Source organism: Amycolatopsis sp. cg13, assembly GCF_041346965.1.
GTDB lineage: Bacteria > Actinomycetota > Actinomycetes > Mycobacteriales > Pseudonocardiaceae > Amycolatopsis.
On the sequence record NZ_CP166848.1, the window covers coordinates 6204865 to 6224876 of the forward strand.

Genomic DNA, 20012 nt, shown 5'->3' on the forward strand with positions numbered 1-20012 from the left:
CCGATCTTGAGGAGGAATATTCCAATGACTGAAGCCGTCGCCGCGCCTGTGGTGCCGGCCAAGGGGCTCCGCTCGAACGCGCTGGGCATGGTGTCTTCGACGGTGATCGGTTTGTCGTCGACCGCCCCGGCTTATTCGATCGCGGCGACGCTCGGGTTCATCGTGCTCGCCGGAACGGGGTTCAAGGCCGCCGCGTTCGTGCTGCTGTCGTTCGTCCCGGTGCTGTTCGTCGCCTTTGCCTTCCGGGAACTCAATGCGGCCGAACCCGATTGCGGCACCAACTTCACGTGGGCCACCCGCGCGTTCGGCAGTCGCGTCGGCTGGATGACCGGCTGGGTCGTCCTCGTGGAACAGCTGCTGGTGATGAGCAGTCAGTCGGCGCTGACCGGCCGGTACACGCTGCTGCTGTTTGGTCTAGACGACCTCGCGAACAACCGCGCGGTGACGACGGCGATCGGCTGCGCGTGGCTGCTCGCGTTGTGCTGGCTGTGCTACCGCGGCATCGAGGTGTCCGCGCGGGCGCAGTGGGTCCTCCTCGGCATCGAACTCGCCGTCCTGGTGATCTTCTCCGTCGTAGCGCTTACGCGCGTCTACAGCGGCACTGCGGGCCCGCAGGCGACGACGCCGCAGTGGGACTGGCTGTGGCCGAGCGGGGTCAGTGTCGGGACGGCGGTGTCGGCGGTGCTGCTCGCGGTCTTCATCTACTGGGGCTGGGAGAGTTCGCTTTCGGTGAACGAGGAATCGGCGGATCCGCGGCACGCTCCGGGCCGGGCGGCGATTCTGTCGACCGTGCTGCTGGTGCTCAACTACCTGCTGGTGACCGTCGCCGCGCTGGCTTTCGCGGGCGTCGGCGAGCACGGGATCGGGCTGGCCAACGAGGCGAACGCCGAGGACGTGCTCGCCGGGTTGGGCGGAGCGGTGTTCGGAACGTCCGGTTTCGGGAAGGTCATGGGGGTGCTGCTGATCGTGTCGGTGCTGACCAGCGGTGCCGCCACGAGTCAGGCGACGATCATGCCCGCCGCGCGCACGACGTTGTCGATGGCGAGCCACGGCGCGTTGCCGAAGGTGTTCGGCCGCGTGCATCCGAAGTATCAGACGCCGTCGGTGACGACTTGGGCGTTTGGGTTGGTGTCGCTCGCTTTGTATGTGCTGCTGGCGTTGTGGAGCCGCAACGTGCTCGCGGATTCGGTCGACGCGGTCGGGCTCACGATCGCGATCGAGTTCACGGTGACGGCGCTTGCGTGCGTGTGGGTGTTTCGCCGGACGCTGTGGTCGAGCGTGCGCAACTTCCTGCTTCGCGGCTTACTGCCGTTCGTTGGCGGCGTGTTCTTCCTGGCGGTACTCGTGCTCGCGGCGATCGCGTACGCGAAGCCTGACGCTGGAGAGACCACTGTGTTCGGCATCGGCGGTGTCGCGGTGATTGGCGTCGTAGCGATCCTCGTGGGTTTCCCGTTGATGTTTGCCGTGCAACGTGCCTGCCGTGACTTCTTCGCCGGGCGACGTCTGACGCGCGGCGCCGTTGCCCGCGACGGTCAGACCATCGAGAGCTAGCAGCGGCGAAGCAGGTCTTCTTCGGTTTCGCGGCGTACGAGGAGCGTCGCGTGTCCGTCGCGTACGCCGACGAGCGGTGGACGGCCGACGAGGTTGTAGTTCGACGCCAGCGAGTGGTGGTACGCGCCGGTGCACGGTACGGCCAGCAGATCGCCGACGTGGATGTCGTCGGGCAGGCAGACGTCCGCCAATACGTCACCGGACTCGCAGTGTCGTCCGACAACCGTCATCGGCGTACGCGCTGCCTTCGTGCGACGGCCGACGAGACGCGCGGTGTAGCGCGCGCCGTACAGCGCGGGGCGCGGGTTGTCGCTCATGCCGCCGTCGACTGCGACGAAGGTGCGCGCGCCGCGTTTCACGGCGCACACGCGGTACACGGTGATCCCCGCCGGTCCGACAATCGCGCGTCCGGGCTCGATTGTCAGGCGTGGCAGCGGGAAGTCGCGTGACGAGCACTCGTAGCCCAGGGCGACGCGGAGGCGGCGTGCGTACCCGTCGAGGTCGAAGGACGCTTCGCGGTCGGCGTACGGCACCGCGTGTCCGCCGCCGAGATCCAAGTCGCGCAAGGTGATTCCGTATTGGTCGCGAATGCGGACGAGCACTTCGACCATCTTTCGCGCGGCTTCTTCGTAACGGTCCACGCGGGACACTTGCGAGCCGATGTGGCAGTGCAGTCCGGTCAGTTGCAGGCTCGGCTGCGAAAGTACTGCTGCGACAGCGCGATCGACGTTGTCTCGTACGTCGGGGCGTAGCGAGAAGCCGAACTTCTGTCCTTCAGTGCCGGTCGTGATCGCAGCGTGTGTGTCGCCGCTGACGCCGGGCGTAACGCGGATGAGGACGCGTTGCGCGCCGTGTGCGAGGGCGCCGAGTTGTTCTACTTCGTCGAGAGAGTCGAGAACGATGCGGCCGACCCCGTACTGCAGCGCGGCTTTCAGGTCTTCGGGCGTTTTGGCGTTGCCGTGCAACAGAATGCGCTCTGCAGGAAAGCCGACAGCGCGCGCGACAGCGATCTCACCGGCGGAGCACGTGTCGAGCGACAGTCCTTCTTCGGCGACCCAACGCAACACTGCTCGCGTACAGAGTGCCTTGCTCGCGAAGGCGACGTCGGCCTCCGGCAGCGCACGGCGGTACGCGCGGGCTGTGTCGCGCACCTGTTCCTCGTCGAGCAGGTAAGCGGGCGTACCGAAGCGCGCGGCCAGGTGACTGACCGGCGCGCCGGCGAAGAGCAGCTCACCGCCTTCGCCGAGCCTCGTGCCTTGCGGCCAGAGCCCTGGTTCTAGGTGGTCGGCGGCCTCGCAGCCGAGACTCGGGAGCAGCTCGCTGAGCGTCACGGTTACCTCCGGTCGATGTCGATCGCGGCGAACATCGCCAGCACACTGCGCCGACCCCGGTCCGGAACGTCCCGGAAACGGGCCCCTGACGGTCCGGCCGGTCGTGCTGACGCGCTTTTAACGCGCGAGTAACCTCCGCCACACCCTGGTTGAGCTGGGGTTTGCTGAGTTTTCCGGTGCCCGGCCGTCTTATCGGACATGGTTGAACAGATGACCGACTTCGCGAGCGAGACCGAGCCGTACCGGCACGAGCTGCGGGTGCACTGCTACCGGATGCTGGGCTCGTTCGACGAGGCGGAAGACCTGGTCCAGGAGACTCTGCTGCGCGCGTGGCGCGGCCGTTCGACGTACGCGGGCCGCGCGAGCCTGCGGGCGTGGTTGTACCGGATCGCGACTAACGCGTGTCTCGACCACCTCGACGCACACCCGCGCGAGCTGCCGACACTCGATCTTCCGGTCACGCACGACTCCGACCTCGCGCCGCGTCCCGACGTCGCGGTGCCGTGGTTGCAGCCCGCGCCGGACAGTGCGCTTCAGCCGGACGCTGTCGTCGTCGCACTCGAGACGGTGGAGTTGGCGTTCCTCGCAGCCATCCAGCATCTTTCGCCGCGACAGCGGGCTGCGTTGGTGCTTCGCGACGTACTCGGCTGGTCTGCGCGCGAAACGGCTTCAGCGCTCGGTACGACGCCTGCGTCGGTGAACAGCAACGTGTTGCGCGCGCGGGCCGAATTGCAGGAGCACTTGCCTACGCGACGTACGGAGTGGGCATCGGCGTCCGCGAGCGACGAGGAACGCGCTGTCGTCGCGAAGTACGTGAAGGCGCTCGTAGAGCACGACGAAGCGGCCTTCGCTGAACTGTTGCGCGAAGACGTGCGTTGCAGCCACGCGCCTGGCGCTGGCGGGCATATGGGACCGGAGCCGACGTGGTACGCGGGACGCGCCGCAGTGCTCGAAGGCTGGGCACCGGCGTTGCATGGCGGCGACGCTGCCGAGTTCCGCGTTGTCGAGACGCGCGCGAACGGTCTGCCCGCGCTCGCCACGTACGCGCGCACAGTCGGAGAGTTCCGGGCCTTCGGACTGGTGACGCTGCGTCTGGACGGCGGCCGCGTCGCGGAGGTGACCACCTTCGGTCCGGAAGTCTTCCCGGCTTTCGACCTCCCGCCGGTGTTTGCCTGACGCGTTACGAAAGCCCCCACGAGGACAGGATTTCGAACAGCTGGTCCCGTTCCGCGGCCGTCAGCAGCCTGCTCGGCGGCCGCACGTCGGGGCGGCACAGGCCGAGCTGGGAGAGGGCGTCCTTGACCACGCTGACGTTGTTGGCGTTGCCCTCCGCGGCGCGCATCTGCTCGAACGGGCGGATGCGGTCCCAGATCTCCATCGCTCCGGCGAAGTCGTGGTTGCGCAGGTGGCGGAACAGGTCGAGCGAGATTTGCGGCGCGACGTTCACCAGGCCGGAGGTGAAGCCCGTCGCGCCGACTGCGAAGTACCCAGGGGCGGACAGTTCGGCGAGGCCCGCGATCCACACGAAGCGCTCGTACCCCGCGTCGCGCGCGACGGTGCGGAAGCGCACTGGGTCCGGCACTGCGTACTTCACGCCGAGCACGTTCGGCGCGGCGTCGGCGAGCTGTGCCAGGTCTGAACCTTCGATGGCGGGGTTGCGCACGTACAGGACAACCCCGAGCTCGGGCACTTCGTTCGCGATGGCGCGGTGGTAGTCGATCCAGCCCGCGCGCGAGACGTACGGATGCACGGGCTGATGGATCATCACCATGTCCGCTCCGGAAGCGCGCGCGTGCTTCGCGGCCTTCACGGCTGTACGCACGTCATGGCCAACGCCAGCGAGGACGCTCGCCTCGCGCGCGGCCTTCGTGGTGACTTCGAGGCACTGTCGCGTTTCTTGCTCGTCGAGCGCGTAGAACTCGCCGGTGTTGCCGTTCGGCGTGACGACCTCGACGCCGCTCAGCACGAGCCGTTCGACTAACCGCTCGTACGTCTCGGCGTCCACATCTCCGGCCGCGGTGAACGGGGTCACCGGGATCGCCACCACACCAGCGAGTCGCTGTCGCTGTTTCTCGAACGCCACGAGCAGATCCGATCTGATATATGATGTCTCGACAGTCGGAGGGTAACACGAGGGTAGCCAGGACAATCGTCCTGATCTTTGGGATGTGCGTCCTGGATCCGCGCTGAAGGGCGATCCGACCTGGCAGAACTAGGTGCCGCGGGCGGATGGCCGACGCGTTGCGCGCAAGCCGGGCGAGTTGGCACGCCCCGGCGGAAGGGGCGTGCCGGAACCCTCAGCGCAGGGCGTCCAACGCGAACGCGGTGTACATAGCGACCCCAGCGGCCATCGCTGGTTCGTGGAACTTCACCCGGTTCGAGTGGTTGTCCTCCGTGGTCGCCGGATCCGCCCCCGGCTCCCGCGCCCCGATGAACGCGAACGTGCCCGGAACCCGTTGCAGCACATACGAGAAGTCCTCCGCGCCCATGATCGGCGTGGTCAGCTCCTCGACGTTCTCCGCGCCCAGCACGTCGGCACCCAGCGACAACACCTCAGCCGCGACCTCCGGGTCGTTGACCGTCGTCGGGTAGCCCGGGTCCACTCCGGCCGACACGCGACATCCGTGGGCCGCTCCGACCGCCTCGCACACCTTCGGCAGTTCCTCGCGGACGAAGGACCGTGTCGTCTCCGACAGGGTGCGAATGGTCCCCTCGAGCACCGCCGTCTCGGGGATGATGTTCGTCGTCGTTCCGGCCACGATGCGGGTCACCGAGACCACTGCCGGGTCGAAGACGCTGATCCGGCGCGTGACCATCGTCTGCAGCGCGCTGACCATCGCCGCCGCGGCCGGGACTGGGTCGATGGCGTCGTGCGGGGCCGAACCGTGGCCGCCGCGGCCGGTGACCTCGACGCTGAACGTGTCGGCTGAGGCCATCATCGGCCCGCCGCGCACCTGCAAGACGCCGCTCGGGCTGTTGGCGATCGTGTGCAGGCCGAAGGCTCGCGTGACGCGCGTGCCGGCCGCGTCCAGCACGCCCTCGTGGATCATGTGCCGCGCGCCGTGCAGGCCCTCCTCGCCCGGCTGGAACATGAACACCACCGAGCCCGCCAGGTCGTCGACGCGCTCCGACAACAGCCGCGCCGCGGAGGCGAGCATCGCGACGTGCGTGTCGTGTCCGCAGGCGTGCATCGAACCGTCGATCTCGGACGAGAACTCCAGGCCGGTGTCCTCGGTCAGCGGCAACGCGTCCATGTCGGCCCGCAGCAGGATGGCCGGTCCGGGACGGGCCCCGCGCAGCACGCCGGTGAGCGACGTCGTGGAGCGGCCGTCGGTGAGTTCGATCGGCAGGTCGGCCAGCGCGGCGCGGATCGCCGCCTGGGTGCGCGGCAGCTGCAAGCCCTGTTCAGGGTGCCGGTGCACAGCGCGGCGGAGCTCGACAGTGCGGTCCTGCAGCTGCCGTGCGGCGTCGAGCAGCCCGGCGTGCCGGTTGCCGGGCAGGGTGGGGAGGTCGGTGGGTCCGGTCATGGCTCGATAGTGGCACCTCGCACGCTTCGGGCGCACCGTGCGTGCGTTCGCCAGCGAGGCGGAATACGGTGTGCGCATGGCGGTGCAAGAGCCGGTCACGGGCTTCGCGATAGCTGTGGTCCGTGAAGACGGTCGGTGGCGGTGCAGTGCGCTCGATTCCTCGGCGCTCACAGAGTTGGACGCGGCGATCACCGAGCTGGGCAAGCTCCGGTCGACCGGGGCGGCGTTCGGCCTGCTGGCCGTCGACGACGAGTTCTTCGTGATCGTCCGGCCGAGCCCGAGGGGACCGTCGCTGCTGCTGTCGGACGCCGCCGCGGCGCTCGACTACGACATCGCGGCGGACGTCCTCGACGTGCTGCGCGTCGACCCGCCCGACGAGGACGACGACGCCGTCTGGCCCGAGGGCGATCTCGACATCCTGGCCGACCTCGGCCTTCCCGGCGGCGAGCTGGAGGTGATCGTCGGCGAGGTCGACCTCTACCCGGACGAGCAGCTCCAGATGATCGCCCAGCGGTGCGGCTTCGAGGCCGAGTTCTCGAAACTGCTGGACCAGCTCTGAGACGGCCGGACGACATCGAGGCCGTGCGGGCCGCGCTGGACGCGGCCCGCGCTCCTGGTGCCGACGTGCCGATCGGCGCGGTCGTGTTCGATCCGGACGGACGTCCGCTGGCCGCGGCCCGCAACGCGCGCGTCGAACTGGCTGACCCCACCGCGCACGCGGAGGTCCTCGCCCTGCGCGCGGCGGCCCGCGAATTCGGCGACGGCTGGCGGCTCGAGGGCTGCACGCTCGCGGTCACCCTGGAGCCCTGCACGATGTGCGCCGGCGCGCTCGTGCTCGCCCGCGTCGCCCGGCTGGTGTTCGGGGCCTGGGAGCCCAAGACGGGCGCGGTGTCGTCGCTGTGGGACGTCGTGCGCGACCGCCGCCTCAACCACCGGCCGGAAGTCCTCGGCGGAGTGCTCGAAAACGACTGCGCCGCCCTGCTCGAGGCGTACTTCGCGGACCGCCGGCCCGGGGCCGAGTAACCCCCGCCGCACCCCGCGAAGGGGGTCCGGTATTGTTCTTGGCGGTGGCGTGTCCGAGCGGCCGAAGGAGCACGACTCGAAATCGTGTGACGGTTAATCCCGTCCGTGGGTTCAAATCCCACCGCCACCGCTCTTCACGAACGAACCCCGACCGGGCACTCCGGCCGGGGTTCGTTCGTTTGACCTTCCGGTAGCTGGTCCCCGTACCGGAGGTGGCGCGTTGTACATCTATGCCCGGCGTCGGTCGCTCACGTTCAGCGGCAAGCAGGTGACGATCAAGGCCGCGATCAAGGACGGGCTGTTCGGAGCGGACAAGAGACACAGCTTCGCGGTCAGCAAGATCAGCGACGTCAGCAACACCGAACCGGGGGCGTTCAGTCCGGGGTGTCTCAAGTTCAAGGTGACCGGGGCATCGACCGCGGTCATCGAGAACCCGGCCTCTGGCGGCGACAAGGCCGATCTGTGCACCTTTTACTACAGTTCGTCCGACAAAAAGAAGGTGCGGCAGCTGGTCGAGGAGATCCAAGCGCTGATGCCGAAGTAGCGTGGGCTCATGAGCGAAGAGCTTCCGCCGGTCGGCAAGACCGCGGTTGGGGTGGCTGGGCTTCGTGCGTTGGAGAGCGGGCGGCCGGACCGGCTGTTCGAGGATCCTTACGCGGGTGCGTTCTTCCATGCCGGGCGCGCGATCTTCGAAGGCAAAGAGCGGGATTCCCGGCTCGGGATGGTGTTCGCGCAACAGGTCGCGATCCGCACCCGGTTCTTCGACGACTTCGTTTCCGGCGGGACGCAGACGGTCCTTCTGGCGGCCGGTCTCGACGCTCGTGCGTTCCGGCTCGACTGGCCGGACGGCGCGCGGGTGTTCGAGGTCGACCTGCCGGACGTGCTCGCGTTCAAGGAAGCCGTGCTGGCCGAACAAGGTGCGCGGCCCCAGTGCGAGCGCACGGCCGTCCCGGTGGATCTGCGGGACAACTGGGCCGCTGCCTTGAAAAACGAGGGATTCGACCCGGAACAGCCGACGGTCTGGCTCGCCGAGGGCCTGCTCATTTACCTCAGCCGGGACGAGGCGGAGCGGTTGCTGACGACCGTCACCGAGTTGTCCGCGCCAGGCAGCCGGATCTCCTTCGAGCACCGGCCGGACGGCGAACGGGACGGGTTGCTGGATCAGGCGCGCAACGTCGGCGGCGAGGTCACGGAGCTCTGGCTCGGCGGTCTTGCCGGAGACGCTCCGGAGTGGCTCGCCGAGCACGGCTGGCGGCCGGAAACCGTTACTGTCGCGGAACTTGCCGTTCAGTACGGACGCGAGCCGCTGGACAGCACGCGCGGCGGATTCGTGACCGCGACTCGCTAGTTTTCTTCCTGCAGCACCGGTGTTCCGAAGGCGTCGAGGAAAGTCGTTGCCTCTCCTATGGTCGCGACGCCGCGAGCGACCGCTTCGGCGATCGTTCCGCACGCCTCTCGGACCGCCGGTTCCGCGGATCGGTCTCCGGCCAGCAGCGCGACAGTTGCCGGAGACACGCCTTCCGCGATCAGCATGACGCGCGCCGCAGTCTGATCCGCCAGCCGGTCAAGGAGATCCGCCAGATCCAAGCCGACGGACGCGGTGCGCGCGGCGGCTTCGGCGGCCTGGCGGTAGTGCGCGTCCAGTTCGTCGGCGCTGCCCCGGAATTGCGCGGCCGGTTCGCCGCCCCATTTGCGTTCCGCGCTGTGCGCCCCGCGTTCGAACTCCAGGCGGGCCATGACCAGAACGTCGCGGCCGCCCGACAGCGTGCGTGCCGATTCGCGGATCGTCTGCGGGGAACAGTCGATCTGTCGCAGCGCGGTGACCGGGTCCGGTGCGCCGATCACGGCGGCCGCGGCGCCCAATGAAGCAAGCCCGGCGGCCGCGTTGTCCAGCGCCGGGTGGAGGAACGGCATCAACTCAGCAGCGCCGTCGCGATCGTCGGGCGGTGGTGGCCGCGGGCGGCCATCCGCAGCTGGCCGGCGAGGTCGGACGTCGCGTCGCCAAGGATGCGCGCGTCGACGTCCCGCGCGGCGAGCGCGGCCTCCCACCGGGCGGCGATTTCCCGTGCGGGCGCGGAAATCCCCCACGGCGTCGATTCGAGGCGGGCTTCGGCGAACCGGCCCGCCGCGCGGTCCGCGTCGGCAGCCGCTCGATCGAGCGCGTCCGCGGCGGCGTTGAGCCGCTCGCTCGTCGAACCTGCCATCGGGACCTCCGCTTCCGGGAGAGCGCGAACCGCGGCCCGCCACCCTCTGGACAGATCTAACCCCATCGAGGCGGCCCGGGTCACTCGGCCGGGCGTGCGACGATTCCACATCGTGGGGATCCTTGACCGGGCGTTCCCCGCACCGCCAGAATTGGAGTCATGCCAGAGAACCGGGAAGTGCCGCTAGCCGGCCGTGCCCCGGCACGGACGGACGGCGAGGGCGTGGCCGCTCTCCTCAAGCGTCGCGGTCGTCTCGGCTCTCCTCCCGCGTAGGCGATTTTCCGCTGCCACAGCCGAATTCACCTATTCTTCCGGGAGTACCGCCATGTCTGTAGACCTGCCTGCCCGCCTGCGCTCGTCCGTTACGCCGGACGACGGAATCCTCGAAGGCCCGCGCGTGCTGCACCGGCTTTCCGGTGCCGAAGCTCCGTACGAGCTGTTCACCTTGCGCCCCCTCGGACGGGTGATCGGCGCTGAAATATCCGGAGTGGACCTCGGCGCGCCGGTTTCGCCGCAGCTGCGCGCCGAGCTGAACCGCGCCTTGCTGGAGTGGAAGGTGCTGTTCTTCCGCGACCAGCACATCACGTCCGAGCAGCAGCGCGCGTTCGCCGCGAACTGGGGCGAACTGGAAACGAACCCGTTCATCCCGCGGGGAGATTCCGACCAGGTCGTGCGGTTCACCCGCACCGCCGGAATGCCCGGGTACGAGAACATCTGGCACACCGACGTCACCTGGCGCCCGAATCCGGCGCTCGGCTCGGTGCTGCGCCTGGTCGAGGTCCCGCCGATCGGCGGCGACACGATGTGGGCCGACATGGCCGCCGCCTACGACAACCTGCCCGCCGACGTGCGCGAGCGGATCGACGGCCTCACCGCGGTGCACGACTTCATCCCCGGCTTCGACCGGTTCACCGACCCGGATCTGCTGGCCCAGTGGCAGGACGCGTACCCGCCGGTCGAGCACCCGGTGGTGCGGACCCATCCGGAGACCGGACGGCGGACGTTGTTCGTGAACCAGGCCTTCACCACGCACATCGTCGGCCTGGACCGCGCCGAAAGCGACCGGCTGCTGCGGTTTTTGTTCCTGCAGGCGCACACGCCGGAGTTCCAGGTGCGGTTCCGGTGGGAGCCGGATTCGGTGGCGTTCTGGGACAACCGCGCGACCCAGCATTACGCGGTCAACGACTACCACCCGCACGTCCGGATCGCGGAGCGCGTCGCGATCGTCGGGGATCGGCCGTACTGATCAGCGGGTGACGCCGGTGAGGACGGTGTCGACAAGTCGTTCGAGGTAGGCGTCGTCGGCGGATTTCGCGCGGATCAGGGTGTGGAACCACAGGTTCCCGCCCAGTAGATCCATGACCATCTCGGAATCCGCTGTGTCGGCTAGTTCGCCTCGGTCGTGGGCCCGGTCGAAGACGGCCTGCTCGCGGCCGAGGCGGTCGGCGAAGAAGCGTCCGGCTGCCGCGGCGGTGGCGGGACGGTCCGGCAGCGCGGAGACGACGGCCGTGATGATGCGCCGGTTCGCGGGATCGGACAGCAGCCGGTGGATCTGCTTCGCCAGTTCGAGGAGATCCCCGCGCAGGGAGCCGGTGTCGGGGATCGCGAAGGTCAATTCCGGGGCCTGGACCAGGGCGTCGGCGAGGACTTCGTCTTTGGTCGCCCACGTGCGGTAGATCGTCGTTTTGTGCACTCCGGCCTGCGCCGCTACCGCTTCGATCGTCAGTGCGTCGTAACCGCGGTCGGCCAGCAGCGCGAGGGTCGCGGAGAAGATGGCGTCCGCCTTGCGCGGGCGGGAGGCGGTCCGGTCCATGGCCTGATCCTAGCCAGGTTTGCAACGGTGCGTTGCATTTGGTCTCGACCTCGTGGTACACCTGCGAATGCAACGGTCCGTTGCATTCGGCGGGAAGGTGGAGACATGAGCGACGTTCTGCCGGTGGTTTTCGTGCACGGCATCCGGCTGTCCGGGGCGTGTTGGCAGCAGCAGAAACGCCTGGCCCGCGGCCGAATCGCCACGCCCGACCTGCCTGGACACGGGACGCGACGCGGGGAGCGGTTCACCCTCGACGGCGCGGTGGACGCGGTCGTCGAGGCCGTCGACGAGGTCGGCGGCCAGGCGGTTCTGGTCGGGCATTCCCTCGGCGGTTACGTCTCGATCGCGACCGCGGCGCGCCATCCGGATCGGGTCGCTTCCCTGGTGGGAGCCGGATGTTCGCTCGTGCCGAGTTCGGTGCTGCGCGGCGGTTTCCGCTTCGCACGCCGCGGGTTGGCGACGGCAGCGGACGACGGTGCGTCCTTCAGCGCGTGGCTGCTCCGCCGGGTTCTTCCGGCGGAAGTCGCCGAGCCGGTCATCGCCGCGGGGATCGCGTCCGAGGTCATTCCCGACGTGATGGAAGCGGCCGCCGGGATGGATCCGCTCGCCGACCTCGCGCGGTACCCGGGGCGGGTACTTCTGCTCAACGGCCGCCACGACCACTTCCGCCTCGGCGAACGCCGGTTTTTGGCTGCCTGCCAGGACGGAGCGCTGCAGATTGTGCCGGGGGCCGGGCACTACCTGCCGCTTACCCACGGCGAGATGTGCGCGCGGGTGGTGGACCGGTCTCGTGAGTGGCGGGACCGGTTAGCACCGGCGTAACCACTCACGAGACCGGACGGCTAGTGCTCACGAGTGGCGAGGCAGGCCGCCTTCCTCCCCTTCCGCGCTCCCCCGCGCGGTCAAGGCGGCGCCTCGCCACTCGCGAGGCTTCCCCGGGGCAAATCCGTGGAGCCGCGGTCGCGGGCGAAGCGGAAAGTCCCGCGCCCGCGGCTGTTTTCCTCCGGTGGTGGCACCCGCGCACTCGACGACGGTCAACCCCCACGTGACCGTGTCGCCTCCCCCGCGGGGTGCTACCCGTAAGCTCGGAGTGCGGCCTGAAAGTGGTCTGGGCCACAGTTTCCGTGCTCATCGGTAAGGTACTCCCGCCCGGTACCGGTCGACCCCGGGCTTGAGCTGCATTTAAGGCAGATGCGCCGTCCGGGTGACGGCGGGACCAGCGGTCTAGCCGCGAAGTCCTTCGACGGTCGCGAAGCCATCACTGACCGTCACGTTCGTGCCGCGCCGCGCGGACAGTTCGACAAACCGCCGCAGCGCGTCGTCGGCGTCCGCTCCCGTCAACGGTACGCATTCGTTGTCTTCGTCGCGGCGGATCGGCACTAATTCGACCCGCATCTGCTCGCCGACTACGCAGCCGGCGAGCAGTCCGTCGCGGTGCCGGTCGCGCATGGCGGGCCAGTCGAAGACGAGGTTGCCGAGGCTGTAGAGGATCGGGCAGCCGCGGTAGACCTCGACCGGTTGCACGGTGTGCGGTCCGTGTCCGACGACCAGGTCGGCGCCGGCGTCGATGATCGCGTGCGCGTAGGTCACCTGGTATTCGGTCAGTTCTTCGCCGGGGATGCCCCAATGCATCGACACCACGACGTGGTCGGCCTCGGCGCGGGCGCGGCGGATGTCGGCGAGCAGCAGTTCCAGGTCGCGGCGGACCGGCGTGGTGTGCACGATCGGCGGGCGGCCGGGGACGTCCAGGACGCGCGGATCCGGTTGGTACGACGTGTAAGCGCCCGCCGCGGCGACGCCAGGCGAGTCTTCCGTCGCTTCCTGCCCGACCGGCCAGCACAACGAGGTGTAGGCGAGAAACGCGATCCGGCCGCCGGGTCGTTCGAGGATCGCCGGCGCGTGCGCTTCGGCGAGGTTCGCGCCCGCGCCGCAGTGCGCGATTCCGGCACGGTCCAGCACGGCGAGGCTCGCCATCGCCGCGGCTGGCGGGTAAGTGACGTTGTTGGCCACCGACACTACGTCGATTTCGGCGGCGGTCAGCGCGGCGACCATCTCCGGCGGCGAGTGCCGCCAGTTCGGCTTGTGCGGGATGTCCATGCCGGTCGAGCCGGACAGCGGTCCTTCGAGATTCACGAACCGCACATCGGCGCCGGTGAGCAGCGAGGTCAACGGGGCCAGCGCCGTTTCCGGGTTCGCGCGGCCCTGCAGGTTGACGTCTCCGCCGAGTACGAGCGTGATCATTGCGTCAACCCGTCCAAAGGAGGAAATCCCTCCAGCTCGTTACGAATCGTTGCCCTTTCGTCTTCCTCTGCTTCGCTTGTTCGGGGGACGATGCCTCGACCGTTGACATGCAGAGGGGACTCAGGGTGACCATATCCCGTCGTCCCGCCGGGGGCCGCAGCGCCGGTGGGGCAAGACTGACCAGAGGCGCGGTTGCCGTCTCCGCCGCTGCTCTCGTGCTCGGCGGACTGGCCGCGCCCGCTTCGGCGGCCCCCAGCGCGGACGCCCTGATCGCCGAGGTCTACGGCGGTGGCGGCAATTCCGGTGCCACGCTGACCAACGACTTCATCGAGCTGGCCAACCACGGCGGCGCGCCCGTCTCGCTCGACGGCTACAGCGTCCAGTACCTGCCAGGTTCGGCGAGCGCGTCGAGCAAGTGGCAGGTCACGCCGCTCGCCGGAGCTGTCGCGCCGAAGGGCCGTTACCTCGTCGCGGAGGGGAAGGGGAACGGCGGCACGGTCGCGCTGCCGACGCCTGACGCGACCGGGGCCATCGCGATGTCCGCGACCGCCGGGACGGTCGCACTCGTGTCCGACAGCGCGCCGCTGACCTGCAAGACCGCTGCCGATTGCGCGGCGGACAGCCGGGTCAAGGACCTCGTTGGCTTCGGCGATGCCGTTGTCCGCGAAGGAGAACCGGCCGCCGCGCCGTCCAACACGACCTCGGTCGCTCGGGCGGCGACGCTCGCCGACACCGACAACAACAGCGCGGACTTCGCCGTCGGCGACCCGACGCCCACCAACACCAAGGGCGAGACCACCGGCACTCAGCCGGGCGAGCCGGGTGTTCCGGCGAAGATCCACGACATCCAGGGCACCACGCGGATTTCGCCGTTCAAGGACAAGCAGGTCGAGGACGTCACCGGCATCGTCACCGCGGTGCGCGGCTTCGGCTCGGCGCGCGGGTTCTGGATCACCGACCCGCATCCGGACAGCGACCCGCGCACCAGCGAGGGCCTGTTCGTGTTCACCGGATCGACCACTCCCGCGGTGGCGGTCGGCGACGCGATCACCGCGCAGGGCAAGGTCAAGGAGTACTACCCGGACGCGCCCGCGACCTCGAACTACCAGTCGCTCACCGAGCTGACCAGTGCACAGTGGACGGTCGACTCTTCGGGCAACCCGCTGCCCGCCCCGACGGTGCTGACTCCGGACCAGGTGCCGGATGTGCTGGCTCCCAACGCGGGCGGCAACATCGAGCCATTGCCGCTCGAGCCGTCGAAGTACGCACTGGATTTCTGGGAATCGCACGAAAGCGAGATCGTCCAGGTTTCTGACGCGCGGGTGGTCGGCCCGAGCAACAAGTACGGCGAGCTTTACGTGACCACGAAGCCGCAGCAGAACCCGACGCCGCGCGGCGGGACTGTGTACCTTGGGTACGACAAGATCAACACCGGGGTGCTGAAGGTCCAGTCGATCATCCCGTCCTCGCAGCAGGCGGCACCGAAGGTCAACACTGGTGACGTGCTCACCGGCGTCACCTCCGGCCCGGTGGAGTACAGCAACTTCGGCGGGTACACGCTGTTCGCGTCGAAGCTGGGTGCGGCCAAGGACAACAAGCTGCAGCGGGAAACCACGCGCAAGCAGCGTCCGGGTGAGCTTTCGGTGGCGACGTACAACGTCGAGAACCTCGCACCGTCCGATTCGGACACCAAGTACGCGCAGCTCGCACACGGCATCGTCGACAACCTCGCGACGCCGGATATCGTTACCCTGGAAGAAATCCAGGACAATAGCGGTGCGACCGACGACGGCACTGTCGATGCGGACGAGACGCTGAAGAAGTTCACCGACGCGATCGTCGCCGCCGGTGGCCCGCAGTACCAGTGGCGGCAGATCAACCCGGTGAACGACGAGGACGGCGGACAACCGGGCGGCAACATCCGGGTCGGCTTCCTGTTCAACCCGTCGCGAGTCTCCTTTGTGGATCGTCCCGGTGGCAGCCCGACTTCTTCGGTGGGCGTGGTTTCCGACCACGGCAAGGCGCATCTGACGCAGTCGCCGGGCCGGGTCGACCCGGGCAATGAAGCGTGGGAGGACAGCCGCAAGCCGCTGGCCGGCGAGTTCGTGTTCCGCGGCCGGACAGTTTTCGTGCTGGCCAACCACTTCAACTCCAAGGGCGGCGACCAGCCGACGCATGGCCGCTACCAGCCGCCGACGCGGAGCTCGGAGGTGCAGCGGCAGAAGCAGGCGACGGTTCTGCAGGGCTTCGTGGCGCAACTGCTCGGCGCGGACCCGCGAGCGAACGTCGTGGTGGCTGGTGACCTGAACGACTACCAGTTCTCGCCTGCGTTGGCGAAGCTGACGTCGGGTGGGTTGTTGAAGGACCTGATCGCGACGCTGCCTCCGGCTGAGCGGTACAGCTATGTGTTCGAGGGACAGTCGCAGGTGTTGGACCACATCCTCGCTTCTGCTGCTCCGCGCGGTGTGGATTATGACGTGGTGCATGTGAATGCTGAGTTCGCGGATCAGGCCAGTGACCATGATCCGCAGGTGGTCCGGTTCCGGCCTTCGGCGGGGAATCCGTTCGCGGACTTCGCCAACGACGTGCTCGACCAGCTGGATCGGTTGCTGCACCGCACGGCGTAGTTAGTTGTACGTGAGGGGAACCCTGAGGGAATCTGATTCCCTCAGGGTTCCCCTCACGGCTGCTGGTTCCTTGGCCGACCGATCTGTGCGCGCTTGCCTGGCTGGATGGAGGGCTTCAGCGATCTTGGGAAGATCTTGAGGCAGAGCCTTCGCTGTGAAGGTCCTCGCGGTCAGCCATTTAAAGAGTGGCCGGGCAATGCTTCCTATCAGCGTGCCGGACGCGGCAACAATTGCCGCGACTTCCGCCACTGTTGCCGTCACGACGTACGCCTCTCCACGCGTAGATCGCCCCGAGCCATGACCGCAGGTGTGATGTCACCGGCTAGAACTGGGCTATATCTAGATCGAGTAGATCTGTATGCATTTGATTATAAAAGTCACACGAACGCGTGAACCGTGATGACGCGGGGCGGATGCTCTCTGGGGTTGGCGTGGCTTACGCCTTCGGGCAGGTTGAGGCGTCTCCGGTCCTGGCATGGAAGATAGGACTGGGCGACTGAGCTTCAGTTGTCCAGTTCACTTCCTGACGCGTTCTCGCCAGCTAGCTTCCGGGGAGAACGCTTTCACAACTTAACGTTTCGCCCGCCAGCCAAGCCCCAACACAGCCTGGACCAGCTCCTGATAACTAGGCTTAACCTCTTCCAAATACCGATCCAAATACTGCGGCCGAGCCGTAGTAATCGGCTGCGGATCGTCCAGTGCCTCAACGAAATTCAGCCGCGAAACATTGTGCAGCGCCATTTTCCACCACCGGCTAGCGCGCTCCCGGGTCTTCTCCTCGCGATCCTGCGCAGCAGCAACCGCGGCATGCGCATCCGCCAGCTGGCGTTCGATCTCGTCCGCCCGCGCCAGTTCCCACGCGCGCAGGCTGTCCGCCGAACCCCTGGCCAGACCGACGATTTCCTTGTACCGCATGGCGGGGCTGGGGGTTCCCTCGGTCACGGCGTGCCTCCCGCGGTCGGCTCGGTTTCTGGGCGCTGGAACGGGATGATGACTTCCGGCGCCCCGTGCGTGGTGCGGTCGAAGAACAATGCCCGGCCCGGCCGCGGCGACCAGTGCACGACCTGACCCGCGGCGAACGGCGACAGCTCGTTGCCCTGGACGTCCAGTGCGGCCCAGGTTCCGATGTCGTCCGTGCCCCCGAAGCCGAGCGTGTCTTTGAGTCGCGCGATGCTGCGCCACCAGCCGATGGTGTGCACACCGTGCGCGGGGCCGTTTTTCAGCAACGTACGCAGGTGGTCGAGGCCGCTCTTCAGCTGTCCGACCGCCTTCGCCTCCAGCGAGGGCAAAGCGGCGTCGACTCCGTACAGCAGCAGGATGCGCGGCGTCGTCGTGGAGAGCGATTCGACGATCGACCCCAGCTCGGTGGAAAGGTCTTCAGTGAGCGTCGCGAGGTGGCCTTCAGCTTCCAGGCGGCTCTTCAAATCCAGGACCGCCGGGGAGCTGGCCACAATGGGGCAGTGGAGCAGGAATTCGACCTGCCCGAGTTCGAGTTGCCGGGAAAGCGATCGCGCGGCGGAGTCCATAATGGACAAGGCCTCCGCGGTCGCCCCGCCGAGTACCGCGATGTTCCGGCCCGGTACCCGAGGCAGTTCGACGCCGCAAGCGGCCTCGGTGACGTCGATCGACTGACCCAGGATCGCCCTCGGCTGAGGGCTCGGCTTGAGTTCCAGGAACGCCGGGAACTGTTCCAGCACCGGCGAATGCGCACCGTCGAACAGGCGCGGCCGAGAGAATCGGCCAGCGTAGAGTTCCCACAGTTTTTGCTGCAGGTTCACGAAAACGTTGCGAGTGCTCGCATCCGGCACGTGCGCGAGCTGGTTCCCGTGTGCGACACCGGAATCGTGGTTGATCACCGCGTGCCACTTGGGTGCGGAGACCGCCGCGTTGTTCGTTTCCGCGAGAACGCGGCGTGCCTTCGGCATGGCGATGCGAAGCGTGCACTGTTCGAACACCGCAGGTTTGCCCCAGAAGGCTTCGATGCCTGCGACGTCTTGGCTGGCCAGGACGAGGTGGATGCCTTGCGAACGGCCACGGCGCGCGATGTCTTCCAGCAGCTGCGTCGCCTGCGCGGTGACTTGGTCACGTCCGGCGAAGAGGTACTGGAATTCGTCGATCACCGCGACGATCCGCGGCCAGTGTCCGCTCGGATCCTGTTCGCGCAGGTCAGCCAGGTTCGTGACCTCGTGCTCCTTCGCCGCGGCGGAGCGGCGGCGCAATTCGTCGGCGAGGAAGCGCAGCAGCGCCAACCCGAATTCGCGGTCGGTGTTGACGTTGACGCCGACCAGTTTCGCGTGCGGCAGCCAGCTGGAGTCTTTGCGACCGGGAGCGAGACCGGCGAACGAGACGCCTTCCTTGAAGTCCAGCAGGTACAACGCCAGCTCGTCGGGCGTGTATCGCGCGGCGAGACTTCCCAGCAGCGCGTACAGGAAGTTCGTTTTCCCCGAACCGCTCGGGCCGCCGATGAGCGCGTGCGGGCTGGCGTCGCCGATCACCACTTCGACGGCTTCGCCCTCGTGGAACCCGATCGGCGCGCGCAGTTCCCGCGCGGAACTCTCCTGGCCGATCTCGGTCGGCATCAGATCGGCGAACGACCGTGGGCCGCCCTGTTTCGAAATGAGCGCTTCGGCGATGCGGTTCGCCGCGCGGATCACCTGACCGGACGGCATCGGCGGATCCAGGTCCACGACCAGGTCGCTGCCGGTCATGCTGCTGACCGCACGGCGTTCGTCCAGCAGGCTGAGCGTTTCGATCGACGCGCTCACCGCGGTGGGCACGTCCACCAGGATCAGGCAGATCCCGGCCGCGAGCGCGCCGCTGGCCACGCGTTTGAGGTCGCGCGCGCGTTCTGCGTCGAGAGTTTCGCCGTTGCCGTACAGCACGGCGATCCGGTACGGCTCCAAGCGCTGGCCGGTGGCTTTTCGCAGTTCCCGCAACGAGGTGTGGCCCGCCTGCATGCCGGTGGCGTGGATCCGGCGGATGTGCCCGGCGAGCTCGTCGAGCAGATCCTCCAGTCGCGTCGGGTCGTACAGCGACAGCGCGCTCGTGCGGCTGAGCGGGTACAGGTCCGGCAGGATCGCGGTGAGCTGGCCGACGTCCCACAGGTGGATTTTCACCGCGCCGGGCTCGAACGCCGACAGCACGCGCATCAGCAGGCCCTGCACGATCCCGTCCACCACCGGCCGGGTTTTCGGCGCGGACGTGATGGCCAGGTGCGATTCGTCCAGCAGCGGCACGGCGACGTCGAACGTGCGCGAGATGTCGCGTCCGGCCGCGGTGGCCGAACCGACCCGCCACAACCCGGGAGCGGTGACGCCGGAATTCGTGCCGACGCGCCCGAGCCATTCGCTCGGCGGCCGCCCGGCCGGGCCCGGCGCGTGCGCGGCGACGAGGTCGCGCAGTTCGCCGGGACCGGCGCTCCAGTCGGTGTAGAAGGCGGTGCGGGTGCCGCCGAGCGCGGCGAACACCTCGTGCGCGGCCGGATGCCGCGCCCACTCCGTCTGCTGGGCCGGATCGGCGTGGTCCATGCCGACCCGGACGATCTCCTGTTCCAGCGTCAGCCGCGCCACCTCGGCCTCGGCCATTTCGCGCGCGCCGGCCGCGGCCCCGAGCACGAGCCCGATCTGGTGCCGGACCCGGTCGAGAGCGGTTTGCACACGGTTGCGTTGCTCGGCTGACTTGCTGGCCATCTCATC

The 20012-nt window shown here is 68.3% G+C and carries 18 protein-coding genes and 1 tRNA gene; 10 read left to right on the plus strand and 9 right to left on the minus strand.

All coding sequences use genetic code 11. From position 1 onward, the window contains the following. Positions 1 to 24: 24 nt before the first annotated feature. A complete protein-coding gene (locus tag AB5I40_RS28875; protein WP_370933329.1) occupies positions 25 to 1551 on the plus strand; it encodes an APC family permease in 1527 nt (508 codons plus the stop codon). On the opposite strand, the gene lysA is transcribed toward AB5I40_RS28875, so the two are convergent. Next, entirely contained in the window at positions 1548 to 2882 is a 1335-nt protein-coding gene (gene lysA / locus AB5I40_RS28880) for a diaminopimelate decarboxylase (RefSeq protein ID WP_370933331.1), read from the minus strand. The genes AB5I40_RS28875 and lysA overlap by 4 nt on opposite strands. Positions 2883 to 3092: 210 nt before the next feature. Between lysA and AB5I40_RS28885 the strand changes: the two genes are divergently transcribed. After that, positions 3093 to 4058, plus strand: coding sequence for an RNA polymerase subunit sigma-70 (locus AB5I40_RS28885; RefSeq protein ID WP_370933333.1), 966 nt, complete (start codon positions 3093 to 3095; stop codon positions 4056 to 4058). 4 nt (positions 4059 to 4062) lie between these two features. Here the strand turns inward: AB5I40_RS28885 and AB5I40_RS28890 are convergent, their stop codons facing one another. Next, the gene (locus AB5I40_RS28890) at positions 4063 to 4965 is read right to left on the minus strand and encodes a dihydrodipicolinate synthase family protein (RefSeq protein WP_370933335.1); all 903 of its coding nucleotides are present in this window, start codon (positions 4963 to 4965) and stop codon (positions 4063 to 4065) included. Between the two features lie 214 nt (positions 4966 to 5179). After that, positions 5180 to 6409 (minus strand): M20 family metallopeptidase, encoded by a 1230-nt coding sequence (locus AB5I40_RS28895; protein ID WP_370933337.1) that lies wholly within the window; start codon positions 6407 to 6409, stop codon positions 5180 to 5182. Between the two features lie 76 nt (positions 6410 to 6485). Between AB5I40_RS28895 and AB5I40_RS28900 the strand changes: the two genes are divergently transcribed. From AB5I40_RS28900 to AB5I40_RS28920, 5 genes are all read left to right on the plus strand, one after another. Next, complete coding sequence (locus tag AB5I40_RS28900; RefSeq protein ID WP_344266077.1) at positions 6486 to 6968, plus strand: tRNA adenosine deaminase-associated protein; 483 nt, start codon at positions 6486 to 6488, stop codon at positions 6966 to 6968. 23 nt (positions 6969 to 6991) lie between these two features. Beyond that, entirely contained in the window at positions 6992 to 7432 is a 441-nt protein-coding gene (locus tag AB5I40_RS28905) for a nucleoside deaminase (RefSeq protein WP_370933339.1), read from the plus strand. A gap of 43 nt (positions 7433 to 7475) precedes the next feature. Further along, positions 7476 to 7562: transfer RNA gene (locus AB5I40_RS28910), tRNA-Ser, on the plus strand. A 90-nt stretch (positions 7563 to 7652) separates the two neighbouring features. Then, positions 7653 to 7976 carry a hypothetical protein gene (locus AB5I40_RS28915; RefSeq protein WP_370933340.1) on the plus strand — a complete coding sequence of 108 codons (324 nt, stop codon included), beginning with the start codon at positions 7653 to 7655 and terminating at the stop codon, positions 7974 to 7976. 9 nt (positions 7977 to 7985) lie between these two features. Beyond that, positions 7986 to 8780, plus strand: a complete 795-nt coding sequence (locus AB5I40_RS28920) for an SAM-dependent methyltransferase (protein ID WP_370933342.1) — start codon at positions 7986 to 7988, stop codon at positions 8778 to 8780. On the opposite strand, the gene AB5I40_RS28925 is transcribed toward AB5I40_RS28920, so the two are convergent. Both AB5I40_RS28925 and AB5I40_RS28930 read right to left on the minus strand, forming a co-directional pair. Next, positions 8777 to 9346 carry a hypothetical protein gene (locus AB5I40_RS28925; RefSeq protein ID WP_370933344.1) on the minus strand — a complete coding sequence of 190 codons (570 nt, stop codon included), beginning with the start codon at positions 9344 to 9346 and terminating at the stop codon, positions 8777 to 8779. The two genes, AB5I40_RS28920 and AB5I40_RS28925, sit on opposite strands and share 4 nt — an antisense overlap. Further along, on the minus strand, positions 9346 to 9636 hold the full coding sequence (locus tag AB5I40_RS28930) for a hypothetical protein (protein ID WP_370933345.1): 291 nt from the start codon (positions 9634 to 9636) through the stop codon (positions 9346 to 9348). The genes AB5I40_RS28925 and AB5I40_RS28930 overlap by 1 nt, the downstream gene beginning before the upstream one ends. A gap of 325 nt (positions 9637 to 9961) precedes the next feature. Between AB5I40_RS28930 and AB5I40_RS28935 the strand changes: the two genes are divergently transcribed. Continuing rightward, positions 9962 to 10882 (plus strand): TauD/TfdA dioxygenase family protein, encoded by a 921-nt coding sequence (locus tag AB5I40_RS28935; protein WP_370933347.1) that lies wholly within the window; start codon positions 9962 to 9964, stop codon positions 10880 to 10882. On the opposite strand, the gene AB5I40_RS28940 is transcribed toward AB5I40_RS28935, so the two are convergent. Then, positions 10883 to 11449 (minus strand): TetR/AcrR family transcriptional regulator, encoded by a 567-nt coding sequence (locus tag AB5I40_RS28940; protein WP_370933348.1) that lies wholly within the window; start codon positions 11447 to 11449, stop codon positions 10883 to 10885. Positions 11450 to 11554: 105 nt separating this feature from the next. Here AB5I40_RS28940 and AB5I40_RS28945 point away from each other — a divergent pair, with 105 nt between their 5' ends. Beyond that, positions 11555 to 12271: an alpha/beta fold hydrolase gene (locus AB5I40_RS28945; RefSeq protein ID WP_370933349.1), complete on the plus strand. Its 717-nt coding sequence runs from the start codon at positions 11555 to 11557 to the stop codon at positions 12269 to 12271. Between the two features lie 402 nt (positions 12272 to 12673). On the opposite strand, the gene AB5I40_RS28950 is transcribed toward AB5I40_RS28945, so the two are convergent. After that, a complete protein-coding gene (locus tag AB5I40_RS28950) occupies positions 12674 to 13690 on the minus strand; it encodes a CapA family protein (protein WP_370933351.1) in 1017 nt (338 codons plus the stop codon). Positions 13691 to 13815: 125 nt separating this feature from the next. On the opposite strand from AB5I40_RS28950, the gene AB5I40_RS28955 reads away from it, so the two are divergent. Next, entirely contained in the window at positions 13816 to 16317 is a 2502-nt protein-coding gene (locus tag AB5I40_RS28955; protein WP_370933353.1) for an endonuclease/exonuclease/phosphatase family protein, read from the plus strand. A 570-nt stretch (positions 16318 to 16887) separates the two neighbouring features. On the opposite strand, the gene AB5I40_RS28960 is transcribed toward AB5I40_RS28955, so the two are convergent. Together AB5I40_RS28960 and AB5I40_RS28965 are read right to left on the minus strand one after the other, a co-directional pair. Further along, complete coding sequence (locus AB5I40_RS28960) at positions 16888 to 17232, minus strand: hypothetical protein (RefSeq protein ID WP_370940627.1); 345 nt, start codon at positions 17230 to 17232, stop codon at positions 16888 to 16890. Between the two features lie 23 nt (positions 17233 to 17255). Next, a complete protein-coding gene (locus AB5I40_RS28965; protein WP_370933355.1) occupies positions 17256 to 20006 on the minus strand; it encodes an FtsK/SpoIIIE domain-containing protein in 2751 nt (916 codons plus the stop codon). Between the last annotated feature and the right edge of the window lie 6 nt (positions 20007 to 20012).